The sequence below is a fragment of the Micromonospora sp. C31 genome, from assembly GCF_018070575.1.
GTDB lineage: Bacteria > Actinomycetota > Actinomycetes > Mycobacteriales > Micromonosporaceae > Micromonospora.
In genome coordinates, this window is record NZ_JAGPXN010000026.1 from 22,036 (window position 1) to 37,578 (window position 15,543).

Below are 15,543 nucleotides of genomic sequence, written 5' to 3' on the forward strand. Positions count from 1 at the left end.
CGCCGCCAGTCGTCGGACGACCGGCGGCGCGGAGGGTCTCGGGATCAGGAGTGCGGGAGCTTCACCAGCGACCTGTCGCCGATGCCGACGGTGGTCGGGTTGTTGCCGATCGCCGACCAGACCTCCACCCGTACGGTGCCGTTCGACAGGTTGCCGAGGGCGCCGGTGGCGGAGTGCAGGCCGCTCTGCTGGGTGTAGCGCTCGTAGCCGGGAACCGGGTCGGTGGCGAAGTAGCGGTACGTCTCCACCCGCTCCCAACTGCCGTTGCCGGTCAGGTCGTAGGAGACCCGCACCTGCACCCCGTTGCCGACGGCGTTGCCGGCGTCGAGGAACAGGTCGAACGCGGTCTGCCCGCCGGCGTACGCCAGGTCCAGGCCCGTCGCGGTGAACACCTGCGGGTTGGTGGGCGTGCCGTCGCGGTTCGCGCCGCCCGCGCCGGCCACCGTGGCGGTCGCCGGGCCGCCGGCCGCGGCCAGCCCGCCACCGGGCAGCAGGTACCGGTTGGGGAAGTCCGCCGACGGCGGCGGGGTGGTGGGCGGCGGGGTCGTCGGCGGGGTCGTGGTGGGCGGGGTCGTCGTCGGCGGGGTGGTCGTGGGCGGGGTCGTGCCGCTCACCCCGCCGGTCGCGGTGCCGCCGCTCCAGGTGTACGCCCCGCTGGTCGCCGTCTTGCCGGCGGGCACGTTGAGCCGGGTGCCGTCGGAGAACGTGACCGTCAGCGGCGCGGCGGTGATGTTGCTCGCCACGTAGGTGCGGGCGCCGTTGCGCTGGAACACCGCCGCCAGCGGATGGTTGGCGGTGATCGCGGTGTGCACCGTTCCGAGGGCGGCGAGGTTGCGGATCCAGTGGAAGGTGTGCGCCCGGCTCTCGCCCTCCTCGGGCGTGTACCCGGGGTTGGCGCGGAGCTTCGCCAACGCCGCGTCCGGGTCGCCGAGGGCCAGGAACTGCCAGTGGATGTCCTGCCACACCGTCGGTTCGCCGCCGTTGTTGCGCACGAGTTCCTGGTAGTTCGCGCGGTTGGACGCCGGGTACTGGCCGAGGTAGAGGTGCCCGCCGGTGATCGGGAGCATGTTGATGCCCTGGATCATCTCCGGTTCGGCGCTGAACCAGGTGGCGTACGCGCCGCCGTCACCCCAGACCATGCCGACGGTGGAGTGCCCGAAGGCCGCCGGGTAGTTCTCGTTCGTCACGTCGAACCAGTACTCGTGGATCGCCGCGGCCTGCGTGGTGTGGATGAAGATGCCGGCGTCGCGTACGGCGGTGTTGCCGGTGGCCTGCCCCCACTGGATGAGGGCGTTGGCGAAGTTCATCCCCTCGGACGAGGACTCCTGGTTGTTGCCGGCGTTGAACGAGCCGTGCCCGGCGGCCCAGTCGTGCCCGGCGTAGATGTCGAAGTCGCGCAGGTACGGGAAGCGGTTGTCGGCGCGGTCGTAGTTGTTCGCGTCCCGGATCAGCAGGTCGATCATGCCGCCGTACTGGTCCTGCCGGGCCCAGGCCGGGTCGAACTTGGCCAGGGTGGCGGCGGCGGCGATGTAGTAGCCGTAGTGGAAGTGGTGGTCGTTGAGCTCCTGGTCGGAGCCGTATGACGCGGGGTAGCCGATCAGGGTTCCCCAGTTGCGGTCGTAGTGGAAGAGCTTCGCGGTCTCCCCGGGCGTGGCGGTGAGCCAGTCGGTGAGCGTGCTCCGGATCGCGTTCAGCGCGGCGGTCCGGGTCTCGGCGTCGCCGACCTGGTCGGCGATCTCGGCGATCCGGGCGGCCCGGCCCAGCCCCTTGCCCGTCCAGTAGGTGTCGTTGCCGCGCTGGTCCATCGGGTTGCCCCGGACGGCCGCCAGGTGGCTGCGCAGCGTGGTCAGGTCCGCGCCGTTGCCGGTCGCGACGGCGGGGACCTCCGGCAGCACCCCGTTGAACTTCATCGAGGTGCGGAACGCGTCCACGCCGGTGAGCACCTTCATCCGGCCGCGCGCCGACGGGTAGGTGAGCGCCAGCGGGGTGGCGCCGGTCAGCGACCGCCACTGGTGCGGGTAGAGGCTGACGACCGTCCGGTTCGCCGTGCCCTCGCGGGCGGTCGTGGTGAACGCGTACGTGGTGTTGACGGTGCTGGTCGCCTGGTCGTACGCGTACGAGACCCGGGTGCCGGTCACGTGGGCGTGGGCGTACCGGCCGTAGGTGGTGGCCAGTTCGGCGCGGGACGCGGCGTCGGTGCCCGGCGTGGTGGGCAGCAGGGCGACCGAGAAGTAGCCCTTCCCGGCGAGGTTGGAGGTGATCCGGCCGCCGTTGACGGACCAGGTGGCGCCGGTGGGCGCGTACGCGACGTAGTCGTGCCCCCGGACGGTGAAGCCGATCGTGGCGCCGCTGTTCGACCAGACCGTGGCGCTGCCGCCGGTGGCGTTGATCAGCGCGTCGCCGCCGCTGGTGCGGAAGTACGCGAACGGCAGGCCGTGGCCGATGGTGGCGCGCATGGTCCGGGCGCCGTCGTTCCAGTACGGGGTGACGGTCCAGTCGGTCCAGCCGTCGACCTTGACGACCGGGGCGCCGAGCGCGGCGATGCCGACCCGGATGTCCTCGGCGTACGTGTACTTGAACTCGCCGACGCCGGTCGCGGTGCCGCTGATCGTCGGGGTGGAGGTCGCCGACAGGCCGAGGCCGTCGCCGAAGGGCTGGTAGGAGACCGGGTGGGCGTGCAGCGGCTCGCTGTAGGAGCAGTTGGTCCGCTTCCACAGCAGGGACGACCACCAGTCGTTGGTGGGGATCGGCCCGGCGGGCGCGGCGGCGGTGGCGAACTGCCGGGGGTTGGTGGTCATGTCTCCGCAGCCGGTGGGCAGGGGGCCCACGCGGTCGGTGGTGTAGCTGCCGGCGCCGACGGTGGCGGCCTGGGCGGGGGTGGTGGTCACGACGGCGAGGCCGCCGAGGGCGAGGGCCAGGGCGGAGGTGGCCGCCACGACCCAGGTGCGGCGTGTCGCAGGAGGTGTCACAGTGCCTCCGGTCGGGGAGCGCCGGTCGGGGACGGGCGCGTTCTGCGGGCGAATTGTGTGGAAAGACTCTCTCAGAGAGCGCTCTCTTGCTGCGGGACGCTAGCCCAGGGCCGAGACTCCCGTCAATGTTTCCGGCCGGTGAAGCGCTGATGGCGACAAACCGGAGCGCTCCGTCAGCCGGCGGGTGGCGCCTTCGGGCAGCCGTGCCGGCGGTGCCAGGCGGCCACCTCGGCGGCCGGTTCCTTGTTGCCCTTGCGCCGCCACGAGTCCAGGTACGGCGCCGGCCAGACCACGCCCCGGCGGATCCACCAGCCGTCCCGCCCGGTGCACGGCGGGGAGATGCCGAAGTGCAGGTGACAGACGTTGTTCGCGTTCCCGGTCCGGCCCACCTCACCGAGCCGCTGCCCGGCGCGCACCCGCACGCCGGCGTCGATCCCGTCGGCGACGCGGCGCAGGTGCGAGCCGTAGTAGCGCACCCCGTCGTCGCCGAGCAGCGACACCGACAGCCCGCCGTTGTGCGGCCCGCGCGGCCCCCGCCTGTCGAACCGGTCGACCCGGCTGACCTCCAGCAGCACACCGTCGGTCACCGCCACGACCTCCTCGCCGCAGTCGGCGAAGATGTCCGTTCCCGGGTAGGCCGAGTGGGTCGGGTGGTAGGCGACGTCCGTCGCGCGTACCGGAAAGACGTGCGGCAGCCCGGCGCGGGTCGGCGCGACCGACGGGCCGGTCGGGGCGGCGGCGGTGCGGGTGCCGGCGCCCGTCGGGCCGGCGGTCGGCGACGCCGGCTGCCCGGCCGTCGCCGGCAGGCTCGGGCGCGGGGCGCCGGGCGTCGTCCCGGGCCGGGTCGTCGCGCAGCCGGCGGCCAGGACCGGCACGAGCAGCAGCAGGACCGGGTACGCCGGGCGCGCGCGGCGCCCGATCGTCGGCGAGGGCATCCGGTCATCCTGGCAGAGTCGGTACGGTGGGACGAGCGTCCACGGCGGAGGGGAGGGGTCGGTGACGACCGGAGGGTACGCCTTCCCGCCCGAGCCGGAAGCCCGGTTCCGGCCGGCGCCACGGGTCCCCTCGGGGCTCTTCCCGTCCGGGCCGCCGGCCCAGCCCACCTACCGCGAACCGCACCCGGTCACCGGCGCGGGCGTCGCGTGCGGCGCCGCCGTGGCGACCGTGTGGCTGGTCCTGTTCGGCCTGCTCGGCCGCGGCGTCTCCGGGTACGCCTGGTGGACGCTGCTGGCCGGCGGGCTGGCCTGGCTGGTCGCGCTGCTGCTGGTCCGCGCGGGCGACCGGGGCGTGGCCACCGGCGTCGCGATCGTCACCGCCGGCGGGTGGAGCATCGCCGCCGCCATCGTGGCGGTGGGGTGGGCGTCGAGTGGCGACTGGCCGCTCTGGTGAGCCCCGGTCCGGCCCGTCCGTGACCGGCTGCCCGCCCGCGTCGACCCCGGCTCCGGCGGTCCGTGGCTGCGCTGCGTCGCGGGCCGGCTGCGCAGCGAATCCCGTCTTGACGTGGCCGCCGGAACTCGGCACCCTCGGCGTCATGGCCTGGACCACTCCGCGGCTCGATCCCGAGCGCAGCCGCCGTCGCCAGCAGCTCCTCGCCGAGTTGGCGGGTGCCCGGGCGGTACGCCAGCGCGTACGGCCGCAGCGGGTGCGCACCGAGCGACTGCGGGAGCTGATCGCCACCCGCCGCCGGTGCGCCGGCTGACGACCGGCAGACTTTCCCCGGGATTGACCGGCCCTTCGGGGCGTTGACCGGTCGCCTGCCGATCCGACCGGCTAACGTGCACGCGTAACGGGTCGGCCTGCCGAGGCTCTTTTTGGGGGAACCGTGTCGTACTTCGCTGCGGCCGTCGTACGTGACGACAGCGGTTGGACGGCCGCCGAGGTGAACCTGCGGGGCGCCACCGACATCGAGGACGTCGCCGACCGGCTGCGCGACGCCGACTCCGACGCCGACCTGTCGTTGCTCTTCGTCGAGGCCGACGACGCGTACCTGGTGATCATGCGCCTGGACGAGGGGGAGGACCTGCGGGTCTTCGGCTCCGACTCGGCCTACGCCGAGGAGTCCCGGCTGGGCGCCCTGCTGGTCGGGGACCTGAAGACCTCGGTGACCGGGCTGGACGACACCGAGGAGCCACGCCCGTCCGGCCGCGGCGACGAGGACACCGAACAGCCCGCCGTCGACCCCGAGGCCGACCCGGTCGGCGAGGCCGACCTCCTGGCCGACCTGGGCGTCTCCGCGCAGAAGCTGCTCAACCTCTGCGCGCGGGAGGGCATGATGCCGGCCGACGTCACCGCCGAGGTGTGCCAGGTGCTCGGCTGCGCCGACGAGGTCGAGGAGCTGCGTGAGGTCTGAGCCGACCGGGCCGGGGCGGGCCGGCGCGGGCGGCGGCGAGCCGGCCGACGCCACCGATCCGGCGCTGGGCACCGTACGACCGGGGCAGCCGACCCCGGGCGCGACGGGCCGGGTCGGGCCCGGCGCCCACGAGGGGCTGGCCGATCCGGACGGCACCGGCCGGCGGCAGCGGCACGAGCTGTGGATGCGCCGGGCCCTGGCGGTCGCCGTGACCGGCCCGGACGTCCCCGTCCGCGCGGCCCCCGCCGCCGACATCCCGGTCGGGGCGAGCCCGGAGGCCGCCGACGACATGGCAGTCGGGTCGGGCCCGGAGGCCCCCGCCGCCGACGACATTCCGGTCGGGGCCGTGCTCTACGGGCCGGACGGCACCGAGCTGGCGATCGGGCGCAACGAGCGGGAACTGACCGGCGACCCGACCGCGCACGCCGAGGTGCTGGCGCTGCGCCGGGCCGCCGAACGGCTGGGCCGCTGGCGGCTCGACGGCTGCACCCTGGTCGTCACCCTGGAACCCTGCACGATGTGCGCGGGCGCGCTGGTGCTGGCCCGGGTGTCCACGGTGGTCTTCGGCGCCTGGGAGCCCAAGACCGGGGCGGCCGGATCGCTGTGGGACGTGCTGCGCGACCGCCGGCTCAACCACCGGCCGGAGGTCTACGGCGGCATCCTGGAGGCGGAGAGCGCGGCGATCCTGCGCGCCTTCTTCCGCTGACGCGCCCGTTCCGCCGGGCGTCCGTTCTCCGGCGTCGGCCGCGCGGCCCGGGGCTCCGGCTTTCGGCGGCCGGGCCCACGAGACCGCGACGCCGCCCGGCCATCCGGTGATGACGGGCGGCGTCGAAGCCGACGAGGATCAGGCGACGATCGTGTCCAGGGCGATCTCGACCATCTGGCTGAAGGTCTGCTCACGCTCCTCGGAGGTGGTCTTCTCACCGGTCTTGATATGGTCGCTGACGGTCAGCAGGGTCAGGGCGCGGGCCTTGAACCGGGCGGCGATCGTGTAGAGCGCCGCCGACTCCATCTCCACCGCCAGCACGCCGTAGTCGGCGAGGGCGTCGTAGAGGTCCGGGCGGTCGGTGTAGAAGGCGTCCGCCGCCAGGATCGGCCCGACCCGCATCGCGATGCCGCGCCGCTCGGCCACCTCCACCGACGTACGCAGCAGCCCGAAGTCGGCCACCGGGGCGTAGTCGATCAGCCCGTCGAAGCGCATCCGGTTCATGTTCGAGTCGGTCGACGAGCCGATCGCGGCGATCACGTCGCGCAGCCGCAGGTCCTCGGTCAGGGCCCCGCAGGAGCCGACCCGGATCAGACTCTTCACGCCGTACTCGTTGACCAGCTCGTGGGCGTAGATGGAGGCGGAGGGCATGCCCATGCCGGAGCCCTGGACGGAGACCTCGACGCCGTTGTGGCGGCCGGTGAAGCCCAGCATGCCCCGGACCGTCGAGTAGCACCGCGCGCCCTCGAGGTAGGTCTCCGCGATCCACTTGGCCCGCAGCGGGTCGCCCGGCATCAGGACCCGCTCGGCGATCTCTCCCGGCTTCGCGCCGATGTGCGTACTCATGGCAAGGATCCTGCCAGGCCGCCCCGCGGCATACCGGTTCGGCGTCCGAACCCGGGGTCATGTACCCTTCTCGGCGGTGGCGTGTCCGAGTGGCCTAAGGAGCACGCCTCGAAAGCGTGTGAGGGTTTACGCCCTCCGCGGGTTCAAATCCCGCCGCCACCGCTCGTGAAGTGCAGAAACGCCCGGATGGTCCCGACGGACCGTCCGGGCGTTCTCGCTTGGGAGGGTGGGGGACTCAGCGGCGGGTCAGTTCCTTCTCCAGGCGGCTGATCAGGGTCTTGCGGGACTTGCCGTCGCGTTCTCGGCGCAGGGCCGACTTCAGTTGGCCCTTGTCGAGGTCGCGGATCAGCTTGGCCGCCTCGGCGACCGGCAGCTCCGACAACTGCTCGGCAGACGTGGCGTTGCGGCGCGCGCGTCTGGCCGGTCCGGTGTTGGCGACGTACTGCCTGCCGGACTTCGACTCCTTCCGCTTCTTGGCGTCGGTCGCCCGCCTCTCCTTCTCGGAGAGCTCCTTCCATGCCTGCTCGGGCAGGTAGCGACTCGTCTCGTCGCCGCGCCGCGCCCGGGTGTCGCCCTCCTTGGTCTGCCAGTGCTCGCCGCCCCAGCGCTGGAGGGACTTCTGCCGCTCGTCCTTCGGGCCGACGAAGCCCCCGCCGCGCTTCTTGTACTCCTGGGTGACCAGCTGCGACTTGCGCGCCGACCACTGCCCCGGCCGGCCGCCCTTGTCGGAGGCCCTGATCTCTTCCTTGACCTGTTCCCTGAGTTCGGGCTTCGTGTACCGCGCCATGCCCGGCGGTTACCCGGCAGGGCGGGCCTCATGCTTCCGACGCCGTTGCGGGGCTCAGCAGGGGCTGTGGCCCTCGTGGAAGAGGCGCTGGGCCCAGTCGGCGTACCCGGCGATGATCTTCTTCACCGCCCGCCCGTCGTGCAGGAAGAGGTACGCCCGGTCGCCCTGCCGGGCGAGCAGCCCGTCGAGCCGGTGCATCCCCTGTGGAGCGTCCAGCTCCCGGGCGGACGGGTAGCGGGTGCGGACCTTGTCGAGCGGCATGCCGGCGGTGACTCCCTGCGGGGTGCGCGTCGCCTCGCCGAGCCAGAGCAGCACCAGCCGGTCGTCGACGAAGATGGGGCTGGCCGTGTCGTAACCGGCGAGGGCCGGGCCGCAGGCGTCGACGTCGGAGCGCAGGATGCCGCGCCGGGTCAGCTCGTCCTCGGTGTCGCCGAACTCGACGTCGCGCAGGCCGTTGAGGTCGACCACCTCGACGGCCCCGACGGGCCGGCCGTCCAGCTTCCGCGCCGGCGGGTGCGCGCCGCTGCCCGAAACCCAGGCAGCCGTCATCAGCGCGGCGATAAAGCCAAATTGTCGCAATTTCATGGAATCCCCCAGTCCCCAACGGGACCGGGGCGCTCAGGTTGCTGCCCGACCGCAGATTGCCGGCTTTCCCATTCCTCGGCCAGCTCGTCCCAGTAGTCGGCGCTCAGCCGCCGGCGCCCGTGCGCCAGCCAGCCGGCGGTGCTCCGTTCGACGTGCAGGCCCAGCTCGGCGAACGGGTCGATCCACGCGCCGGGCTCCGCCCCGAGCCGGGTGAGCGCCGCGTTGAGCGGCCACTCGGCGCGCGGACCGTCGAAGAGGTGGTCGAAGGCCGGGCCCCAGCTCACCCGGCCGCCGAGCCAGACCACCGCCGACTGGTAGCCGGCGCCGCCGAAGAACTCCGCCTCCGCGTACGCCACCGGGCCCGACCGCGACCACAGCGCGAGAACCTCGGCGAGGGGCGCCGAGAGCGTCAGGTGGAAGGGTTCCTCCGGCGACCGTTCCGCCACGGAGAAGTCGGGCAGCGCGCCGGTCAGCTCCTCGACCAGTTGCCCGGTGACCGGCAGCAGCGCGAAGTCCTGGCGCAGCTCGCCGAGGACCGCGTGGTCGAGGTCGGCGGTGTGCTCGCGGAGCAGCCCGGCGTCCGCGACGACCGCGCTGAGCTGGTAAGCCATCGGAGCCCTCCGCCGTCCACAGCCTGTGGATGGAACATGTGTACGACGGATCCGGCCTCCGTCGCCCTCCCGCACCGTACCGAATCGTCCCCTGTCGGCACCGCCCCGCGATTTCGCGCTGTCGGCCCCGTTTCCAGGCACGCTGCGGCCTTCGCCCGGAGGGCGCCACGCCGGGGAGGGCGGAAGAGTCGGGAAGGCCCCGGGCTCGGGACCGGTTGGTCAGGGGCGCTCGGCGACGGCGTCGACGAACGCGCGCCACGCCGCCGGTGGGAAGGCGAGCGCTGCGCCGGCCGGGTCCTTCGAGTCGCGCACCGCGACGACGCCGGGCAGGTTGTCGGCGACCTCGACGCAGTTGCCGCCGTTGCCGCTGCTGCGGCTGCTCTTGCGCCACCGCGCGCCGTTCAGCTCCATGTCTCCGCCACTTCCGTGATGAGATCGACCGACTGCCAGTGGGCCAGCGCCTCGCCGCGCACGTTCTCCCACGCAGCCATCATGGCCGCGATGTCCGCGGGATCGCTAACCAGTTGGCCCTGGAGTTGGTTGTCGAGATAGCCGGCGATGCGGTGGTCGTGGCTGCTGGCGATCACGAACGGCCCGTTCAGGCCGGCGTAGGCGCCGACCGACGAGGGCACGACGTGCACCCGCACGTGCGGTTCGGCGCAGGCGGCGACGACGGCCCCGAGCTGCTCGCGCATGGTGGCCCGGCCGCCGACCGGGCGACGCAGCACCGCCTCGTCGATCACGGCCGTGAACTGCGGCGGTTCGTCCTGCCGCAGGATGCCCTGGCGGGCGAGCCGGGCCGCCAGGTGCCGCTCGACGTCGCCCCGGGGGAACAGGCCGCCGTCGGTCAGCACGGCCCGCGCGTACGCCTCGGTCTGGAGCAGGCCCGGCAACACCACCGATTCGTACGACCGCAGCGACACCGCCTCGCGCTCGATCTCCTGCCACGGACGGAACCAGATGGGGTCACGACGTCTCGAAGTGTCCGGCCAGATGTCCGACACGTCCCGGCGGAGGGCCTCCGCCGCCGTCAACCGGTGCCTGGCGTGCGGGATGCGGTCCTCGGTCAGCCATCGCCCGACCGTCTTCGGATCGACACCGACGGTTTCGGCGAGCGATTCGATCGTGTACCCGGTGTCGCTGAGCGCCACCCGGAGCGCGTCGTTCACGGGCCCCTCCCATCGGATGTCCCAGATATCTGGCGACCATAGTGCTACGGGGTGTATCTGTCTGCACACGCGCGGCAAGTTGGGGTGACGAGACGGCGCGGCCGGTGGAGGCGAGTGAGCCCGGCGGTCGGCGTCAGTCGCGGGGCCGCCCCGGCGGGGAGGGCGGGGCGGCCCCCTCCAACCCTTCGTCCCACCAGGACGAGCCGTTCCGCCCTCGTCAGGACAAGTCCTGCCGAGCCCCGCAAGGAGGTCCCGCCCGTGCGAACCCGCCGCGCCCCAGCCCCCGAGCATCGGGGCGAGTCCCGCCGCCCGGCCGACCGCGACGATCCGCTCCCCGCCCCCGCCCGGGGCCGGCCGACGCCTTGGCCTCCCGGTACGACCATCCGCGTCCCCGACGACTCCTACCGGTTCGGCGAGGGCCCGCTGACGCTGCGGATCACCGAGGTGCTGAGCGTCGGCCCGTTCGAGGGCCGGCTCTGGGCCGAGGTACGCGGCCACCAGGTGGACGCCGACGGCACCGTCCGCCCCCGGGAGCGCTTCGCCTCGATCCGCGTCGACCGGGCCCGGGTGGGGACGGCGGGGCCGGTGACGCAGTGAGTCGCCGCCGCCGGGACCACGTCGCGACCCGACCCACGTGGCGGTGCCGGGCGTGCGGCATCGCCTGGCCCTGCTCGGCGGCGAAGCTGCGGCTGCTCGGCGAGTACCGCCACGACCGCGCCGCGCTCACCGTCCATCTGGCGACCCTCCAGGCCGAGGCCGCCGCACAGCTCGCCACGTTCGACCCGGCCGTGAGCCCGGCCCAGCTCGCCGACCGCTTCCTCTCCTGGGCCCGCCCGCGCGGCTGAGCGCACTCTGGTCAGAGCAGCAGGTTGACCAGGGCGGCCAGCCCGACGACCACGATCGTGGCGCGCAGCGCCACCGGCGGGAGCCGGCGTCCCCACCGGCCGCCGATCAGGCCACCCACCACGGAACCCGCCGCGATCAGCAGCGCCGGCTGCCACGCCACGTTTCCCACGACCACGAACAGGATCGCCGCCACCCCGTTCACGAGGCCGGCGAGCACGTTCTTCACCCCGTTGACCCAGCGCAGGTCGGTGGAGAGCAGCACGCCGAGCAGCCCCAGCAGCAGCACCCCCTGGGCGGCACCGAAATAGCCGCCGTACACGCCGGTGCCGAAGACGCCGAGCAGCAGCAGCGGCCCCGCGTGCCGTACCGCCCGACCGCCGGCCGACGACGTGCCCGCGTCGTCGGCGACCGGCCGCCGGCGGGCCAACGCCCGCGCCAGTCGCGGCTGCACCACCACGAGCACCAGGGCCAGGACGATCAGCGCCGGCACGATGGCCCGGAACGCGCCGGGCGGCAGGAGCAGCAGCAGTACGCCGCCGGTGACCCCGCCGAGCACGGCGGCGACGCCCAGGCGGGCCAGCAGCCGTCCGTGCCCGGCCAGTTCCTTGCGATAGGCGTACGCGGCGGAGAAGGATCCGGGCACCAGCCCCACGGTGTTGGACACGTTCGCCACCACGGGCGGATAGCCGAGGGAGAGCAGGACCGGGAAGGTCACCAGCGTCCCCGAGCCCACCACTGCGTTGATGGCGCCCGCCGCGACCCCGGCGGCCAGCACCGCCAGCCCTTCGGCGACGTTCAACGTTGCGTCCACTTGTGCCCGCGCTCTCCCCGGGCCGGTCGTCGCCCGCAGGTCGCCGCCGCCCGGTTGTCTCGCTGTCGAATGCGGCTGTCAGCGTAGGACGCGGGCGGTGTCTCTTGATCGACGTGCGGCAGGGATCACGCCGTGACCAGTAGCTTCGTCGCCGCGTTCACCTCCGCAGCCGGCGCGGTCGCCGGGGCCCGGCGTGGTGGATACGAGACCTTGGCTGGTTCGGCTCCAACGGCACCTACACCGGAAACTGGCCCAACCGGCAGAACGGCAACACTGGGGGCTACTGGGCCGAGCTCTGCTGGTCCGGTGGCTGCACCCCCGATCTCACCCCCCAGACGAACGTCACCCTGACCGGGCCAGTCACCGGAATCTCCGTCAAGATCTCGGGTCGGATCAGCTGAACCTCCGCACCCCGTTGACGGGCATCCACGCCGCTTGAGGGCCGCATGGAGGTTGTCATTGACTCCGGGTCGGGCAACGTCCTAGCGGTGCGCTGCCGAGACGACAACTGAGACGAGACCGACCGTAGAGACGATCGAGGGCCGGCCCCTGGTGGGGCCGACCCCTGTCGTTCGTGCTGCTCAGCGAGCGGAGGATACGAGATTCGAACTCGTGAGGGTGTTAACCCAACACGCTTTCCAAGCGTGCGCCCTAGGCCTCTAGGCGAATCCTCCGCAGACGAGGATACAGGTCTCCGGCGGGTGGGCCACCCCACCACCCCCTGAAGATCGACGGGGCGTCGGGTAGGGTTGGCGGTACCTCCCGTGCGGCGGTATCTCGTGAACCTCCCCAGGGCCGGAAGGCAGCAAGGATAAGCGGGCTCTGCCGGGTGCACGGGAGGCCTTTTTGTCTCCGGGGCCCGGTAACGTCCCTGCGGGTCAGGTCACGGGGTGGTGGGTGGTCACCCGCGCCCGACCGGCGCAGAATGGCTCGGTCGAGAGGAGGCGGGACGAGTGGCACTGGCGCTCTACCGCAAGTACCGGCCACGCACCTTCGCCGAGGTCATCGGGCAGGAGCACGTCACCGAGCCGCTGTCGCAGGCGCTGCGCAGCGGGCGGCTCAACCACGCCTACCTGTTCTCCGGCCCACGTGGCTGCGGCAAGACCTCCAGCGCCCGGATCCTGGCCCGCTCGCTGAACTGCGAGCAGGGCCCCACCCCGGAGCCGTGCGGGCAGTGCGACTCGTGCCGCGAACTGGCCACCGACGGCGGCTCGATCGACGTTCTGGAGATCGACGCGGCCAGCCACGGCGGCGTCGACGACGCCCGCGAGCTGCGCGAGAAGGCGATCTTCGCGCCGGCCAAGAGCCGCTTCAAGATCTATGTCATCGACGAGGCGCACATGGTCTCGTCGGCCGGCTTCAACGCCCTGCTCAAGCTGGTCGAGGAGCCGCCCGAGTACGTCAAGTTCATCTTTGCGACCACCGAGCCGGAGAAGGTCCTCGGCACGATCAAGTCGCGGACCCACCACTACCCGTTCCGGCTGATCCCGCCGAAGGTGCTCCGGCCCTACCTGGAGCAGCTCTGCGAGGCCGAGGGCGTCGCCGTCGAGCCGGCGGTCTTTCCACTGGTGGTGCGCGCCGGCGGCGGCAGCGCCCGGGACAGCCTCTCCGTGCTCGACCAGCTCATCGCCGGGGCCGGGCCAGAGGGCGTCACCTACTCCCGGGCCGCCGCCCTGCTCGGCGTGACCGACGCCGCCCTCATCGACGAGATGTGCGACGCGCTGGCCGCCGGGGACGGCGCGACGGCGTACGCGACCGTCGACCGGGTCGCCGAGGCGGGGCACGACGCGCGCCGGTTCGCCTCCGACCTGCTGGAGCGGCTGCGCGACCTGATCGTGCTCCAGCAGGTGCCCGACGCCGCCGCCAAGGGCCTGATCGACGGCCCGGCCGACCAGATCGAGCGGATGGCCGCCCAGGCCCAGCGGCTCGGCCCGGCGACGCTGTCCCGCTGCGCCGACATCGTGCACAACGGCCTGGTGGAGATGCGCGGCACCACCGCCCCCCGGCTGCTGCTGGAGCTGATCTGCGCCCGGATGCTGCTGCCCGGCGCCGACGACAGCACCGGCGGCCTGCTCCAGCGCCTCGAACGCATGGAGCGCCGGCTCACCCTCGCCGGCACCGACGCGCCGTCGGCCGCCGCCGGCCCCGCGCCGATCGCCGCTCCCCCTCCCGTACGCCCCGACACTCCCGCCCCGACCGCGGCTGCCGCCGCGTCCGACCCGGTGCCCGCCGGCCCGCCGGCGGCTGCCGGGGCTCCGTCCGGCGCCGCGGCCGCCCGCGCCGCGGCTCTGGCCGCCACCGGTTCCCGGGCGGCGCACCTAGCCCCGGGTGCCGTGGAACCGGTGGGGGCGCCCACCGGCGGCTTGCCCGCGGACGCTCCCGTCCGCCGGCAGGTGCCGCCCTCGGCGGTGATGCCCGACCCGGCCACCCCCGCCCCGCCCCGTCCCGGCGCGACTCCGGCGGGCACCCTGGACGCCGTCGCGGTGCGCCGGGTCTGGCCGGACATCGTCGCGAAGGTCAACCGGATCAAGAAGCCGGCCGCCGCGCTGATGCGCGACGCGGTGGTCCGCGACGTGGACGGCGACACCCTGGTGCTGACGGTCAAGTCGCCGGTGCTCGCGCAGATGATGGGCAACCACACCTCGGTGCTGGCCGAGGTGCTCTACGAGGAGTTCGGCAGCCGCTGGCAGATCCGCTGCGAGGTGGCCGGCGAGCGGGGTGGCGCGTCACTCGGTGGCGCGTCCCGTCCCGCCGCCCGCCCGGCGTCTCCGCCGCCGGCAGCCCCCGCCCACCAGGACCCGAACGGCCCGACCGGCGCTGGCCCGAGCGGTGGTGGTCCTGACGGTCGGGGCGGCCCGGCCGGCGGTCCGAGTGGCGGGCTACCCGTTGGCGGTCCGGGTGGCACGGCCGGTGGCGCTCCGTACGGCGGGTCGCCCAGCGGCGCTCCGGGCACGGGCGGCTTCAACGGCAGCGGCCCGAACGGCGGTGTGCCCGGCGGGTCCGGTGGCGCCGAGGACTGGCCCGAGGCCGCCCGCCCGGGTGGTGCCGCGCCCAGCGGCGGCGGCGAGGACGACTGGCCCGAGCCGGCCCGACCGGGCGGCGTGTCGGGCACCGGAGCGTCGACCAGCAGCACGGCAGCGGCTGCCCCGACGGCGACCGGAATGCCGGGCGCAGCGCCGACCGTCAGGCCGGCGAGCGCCGCCCCGGCGTCGGCAACCGCCGCGCCCGCCGTACCGAAGCCGGCCGTTGCCTCGGCGGCTCCGCAGCAGGCCGCGCCCGCCGGTCCCCCGGTGAGCAGCGCGATCGCGGCGGCGCGGGCGGCTGCGGCGGGACGCGGTCCGCGTACCGGGCAGGCGGCCCGGAAGACCGCGGACGCCGACTGGGCCGGCGAGCCGCCGTACGACCCGGACTTCGACGGCCCGGTGCGCGGCGGCGCGGGACGCCCCGGCGGCGCCGGGCCGGCGGCGCCGAACTTCGAGGGCTTCGACCCGGGCGACGAGCCGCTGGACGAGGTCATCGACGAGCAGACCGCGCGTGAGTCCAGCGAGGAGCAGGCGGTACGGCTGCTCCGCGAGGCGTTCGGCGCCGAGAAGATCGACGAGGTGGACGCCCGCTAGTCCTCCCCGCCCGCCCCGACCCGACCCGCCCCGGCGAGCGCGGCAGATCTTGGTACGAAGCGGCCCCTCAAGGGGCGCTCCGTTGCCAAGATCTCCAACGGGGGCGCGGCGGGCGTAGTGCGGGGGCGCGGCGGGCGTAGTGCGGGGGCGCGGCGGGCGCAGTGCGAGGGAGTAGCGGGGCGGCGCGGACGCAGCGGCGGCGGGCGGGCGGCCAAGAGGTTGGCCTGCCAGGCGGGGGCAATCCGG

16 protein-coding genes, 2 tRNA genes and 1 other RNA gene are annotated in these 15,543 nt (G+C 73.9%); 9 read left to right on the plus strand and 10 right to left on the minus strand.

Annotation, left to right across the window (positions count from 1 at the left end; all coding sequences use genetic code 11):
• Nucleotides 1-44 precede the first annotated feature (44 nt).
• Together KBX06_RS25410 and KBX06_RS25415 are read right to left on the minus strand one after the other, a co-directional pair.
• Nucleotides 45-2,969 (minus strand): glycosyl hydrolase, encoded by a 2,925-nt coding sequence (locus KBX06_RS25410; RefSeq protein WP_307854749.1) that lies wholly within the window; start codon nucleotides 2,967-2,969, stop codon nucleotides 45-47.
• A gap of 173 nt (nucleotides 2,970-3,142) precedes the next feature.
• Nucleotides 3,143-3,904 (minus strand): M23 family metallopeptidase, encoded by a 762-nt coding sequence (locus tag KBX06_RS25415; protein WP_210839394.1) that lies wholly within the window; start codon nucleotides 3,902-3,904, stop codon nucleotides 3,143-3,145.
• 61 nt (nucleotides 3,905-3,965) lie between these two features.
• Between KBX06_RS25415 and KBX06_RS25420 the strand changes: the two genes are divergently transcribed.
• The 4 genes from KBX06_RS25420 (at nucleotide 3,966) to KBX06_RS25435 (ending at nucleotide 6,025) form a co-directional block, all read left to right on the plus strand.
• Nucleotides 3,966-4,358: a hypothetical protein gene (locus KBX06_RS25420; protein ID WP_210839396.1), complete on the plus strand. Its 393-nt coding sequence runs from the start codon at nucleotides 3,966-3,968 to the stop codon at nucleotides 4,356-4,358.
• Nucleotides 4,359-4,500: 142 nt separating this feature from the next.
• Entirely contained in the window at nucleotides 4,501-4,668 is a 168-nt protein-coding gene (locus tag KBX06_RS25425; RefSeq protein ID WP_210839398.1) for a hypothetical protein, read from the plus strand.
• A gap of 123 nt (nucleotides 4,669-4,791) precedes the next feature.
• On the plus strand, nucleotides 4,792-5,319 hold the full coding sequence (locus tag KBX06_RS25430) for a tRNA adenosine deaminase-associated protein (protein WP_210839400.1): 528 nt from the start codon (nucleotides 4,792-4,794) through the stop codon (nucleotides 5,317-5,319).
• A 184-nt stretch (nucleotides 5,320-5,503) separates the two neighbouring features.
• Nucleotides 5,504-6,025 (plus strand): nucleoside deaminase, encoded by a 522-nt coding sequence (locus KBX06_RS25435; RefSeq protein ID WP_210839457.1) that lies wholly within the window; start codon nucleotides 5,504-5,506, stop codon nucleotides 6,023-6,025.
• A 138-nt stretch (nucleotides 6,026-6,163) separates the two neighbouring features.
• On the opposite strand, the gene deoD is transcribed toward KBX06_RS25435, so the two are convergent.
• The gene (gene deoD, locus KBX06_RS25440) at nucleotides 6,164-6,871 is read right to left on the minus strand and encodes a purine-nucleoside phosphorylase (protein WP_210839402.1); all 708 of its coding nucleotides are present in this window, start codon (nucleotides 6,869-6,871) and stop codon (nucleotides 6,164-6,166) included.
• Nucleotides 6,872-6,946: 75 nt separating this feature from the next.
• On the opposite strand from deoD, the gene KBX06_RS25445 reads away from it, so the two are divergent.
• Nucleotides 6,947-7,033, plus strand: a tRNA-Ser gene (locus KBX06_RS25445).
• Between the two features lie 73 nt (nucleotides 7,034-7,106).
• On the opposite strand, the gene KBX06_RS25450 is transcribed toward KBX06_RS25445, so the two are convergent.
• From KBX06_RS25450 to KBX06_RS25470, 5 genes are all read right to left on the minus strand, one after another.
• Entirely contained in the window at nucleotides 7,107-7,658 is a 552-nt protein-coding gene (locus tag KBX06_RS25450; RefSeq protein ID WP_210839404.1) for a DUF5872 domain-containing protein, read from the minus strand.
• A 54-nt stretch (nucleotides 7,659-7,712) separates the two neighbouring features.
• Nucleotides 7,713-8,207 (minus strand): hypothetical protein, encoded by a 495-nt coding sequence (locus KBX06_RS25455; protein WP_210839405.1) that lies wholly within the window; start codon nucleotides 8,205-8,207, stop codon nucleotides 7,713-7,715.
• Nucleotides 8,208-8,239: 32 nt separating this feature from the next.
• Entirely contained in the window at nucleotides 8,240-8,854 is a 615-nt protein-coding gene (locus KBX06_RS25460) for a hypothetical protein (RefSeq protein WP_210839406.1), read from the minus strand.
• Nucleotides 8,855-9,073: 219 nt separating this feature from the next.
• The gene (locus KBX06_RS25465; RefSeq protein ID WP_210839407.1) at nucleotides 9,074-9,265 is read right to left on the minus strand and encodes a DUF397 domain-containing protein; all 192 of its coding nucleotides are present in this window, start codon (nucleotides 9,263-9,265) and stop codon (nucleotides 9,074-9,076) included.
• Entirely contained in the window at nucleotides 9,256-10,023 is a 768-nt protein-coding gene (locus KBX06_RS25470) for a helix-turn-helix transcriptional regulator (RefSeq protein WP_210839408.1), read from the minus strand. Before KBX06_RS25470 ends, KBX06_RS25465 begins: the two co-directional genes overlap by 10 nt.
• 258 nt (nucleotides 10,024-10,281) lie before the next feature.
• Between KBX06_RS25470 and KBX06_RS25475 the strand changes: the two genes are divergently transcribed.
• On the plus strand, nucleotides 10,282-10,620 hold the full coding sequence (locus tag KBX06_RS25475) for a hypothetical protein (RefSeq protein ID WP_210839409.1): 339 nt from the start codon (nucleotides 10,282-10,284) through the stop codon (nucleotides 10,618-10,620).
• Nucleotides 10,617-10,868: a flavin reductase gene (locus tag KBX06_RS25480; RefSeq protein ID WP_210839410.1), complete on the plus strand. Its 252-nt coding sequence runs from the start codon at nucleotides 10,617-10,619 to the stop codon at nucleotides 10,866-10,868. Before KBX06_RS25475 ends, KBX06_RS25480 begins: the two co-directional genes overlap by 4 nt.
• Nucleotides 10,869-10,879: 11 nt before the next feature.
• Here KBX06_RS25480 and KBX06_RS25485 read toward each other — a convergent pair whose 3' ends face one another.
• Both KBX06_RS25485 and KBX06_RS25490 read right to left on the minus strand, forming a co-directional pair.
• Nucleotides 10,880-11,680, minus strand: coding sequence for a sulfite exporter TauE/SafE family protein (locus KBX06_RS25485; RefSeq protein WP_307854750.1), 801 nt, complete (start codon nucleotides 11,678-11,680; stop codon nucleotides 10,880-10,882).
• Nucleotides 11,681-12,269: 589 nt separating this feature from the next.
• Nucleotides 12,270-12,354 (minus strand) — tRNA-Ser (locus KBX06_RS25490).
• Between the two features lie 82 nt (nucleotides 12,355-12,436).
• Between KBX06_RS25490 and ffs the strand changes: the two genes are divergently transcribed.
• Nucleotides 12,437-12,526, plus strand: an RNA gene (gene ffs / locus KBX06_RS25495) — signal recognition particle sRNA small type.
• A gap of 107 nt (nucleotides 12,527-12,633) precedes the next feature.
• Nucleotides 12,634-15,297 (plus strand): DNA polymerase III subunit gamma and tau, encoded by a 2,664-nt coding sequence (locus KBX06_RS25500; RefSeq protein WP_210839411.1) that lies wholly within the window; start codon nucleotides 12,634-12,636, stop codon nucleotides 15,295-15,297.
• The last annotated feature ends 246 nt before the right edge of the window (nucleotides 15,298-15,543 follow it).

What these genes read in the sequence shown, in the direction of transcription:
- KBX06_RS25415 (WP_210839394.1), bottom strand. Translation starts at nt 3,904, where the DNA reads ATGCCCTCGCCGACGATCGGGCGCCGCGCGCGCCCGGCGTACCCGGTC.
- KBX06_RS25425 (WP_210839398.1), top strand. Translation starts at nt 4,501, where the DNA reads ATGGCCTGGACCACTCCGCGGCTCGATCCCGAGCGCAGCCGCCGTCGC.
- KBX06_RS25435 (WP_210839457.1), top strand. Translation starts at nt 5,504, where the DNA reads ATGCGCCGGGCCCTGGCGGTCGCCGTGACCGGCCCGGACGTCCCCGTC.
- deoD (WP_210839402.1), bottom strand. Translation starts at nt 6,871, where the DNA reads ATGAGTACGCACATCGGCGCGAAGCCGGGAGAGATCGCCGAGCGGGTC.
- KBX06_RS25450 (WP_210839404.1), bottom strand. Translation starts at nt 7,658, where the DNA reads ATGGCGCGGTACACGAAGCCCGAACTCAGGGAACAGGTCAAGGAAGAG.
- KBX06_RS25455 (WP_210839405.1), bottom strand. Translation starts at nt 8,207, where the DNA reads ATGACGGCTGCCTGGGTTTCGGGCAGCGGCGCGCACCCGCCGGCGCGG.
- KBX06_RS25460 (WP_210839406.1), bottom strand. Translation starts at nt 8,854, where the DNA reads ATGGCTTACCAGCTCAGCGCGGTCGTCGCGGACGCCGGGCTGCTCCGC.
- KBX06_RS25465 (WP_210839407.1), bottom strand. Translation starts at nt 9,265, where the DNA reads ATGGAGCTGAACGGCGCGCGGTGGCGCAAGAGCAGCCGCAGCAGCGGC.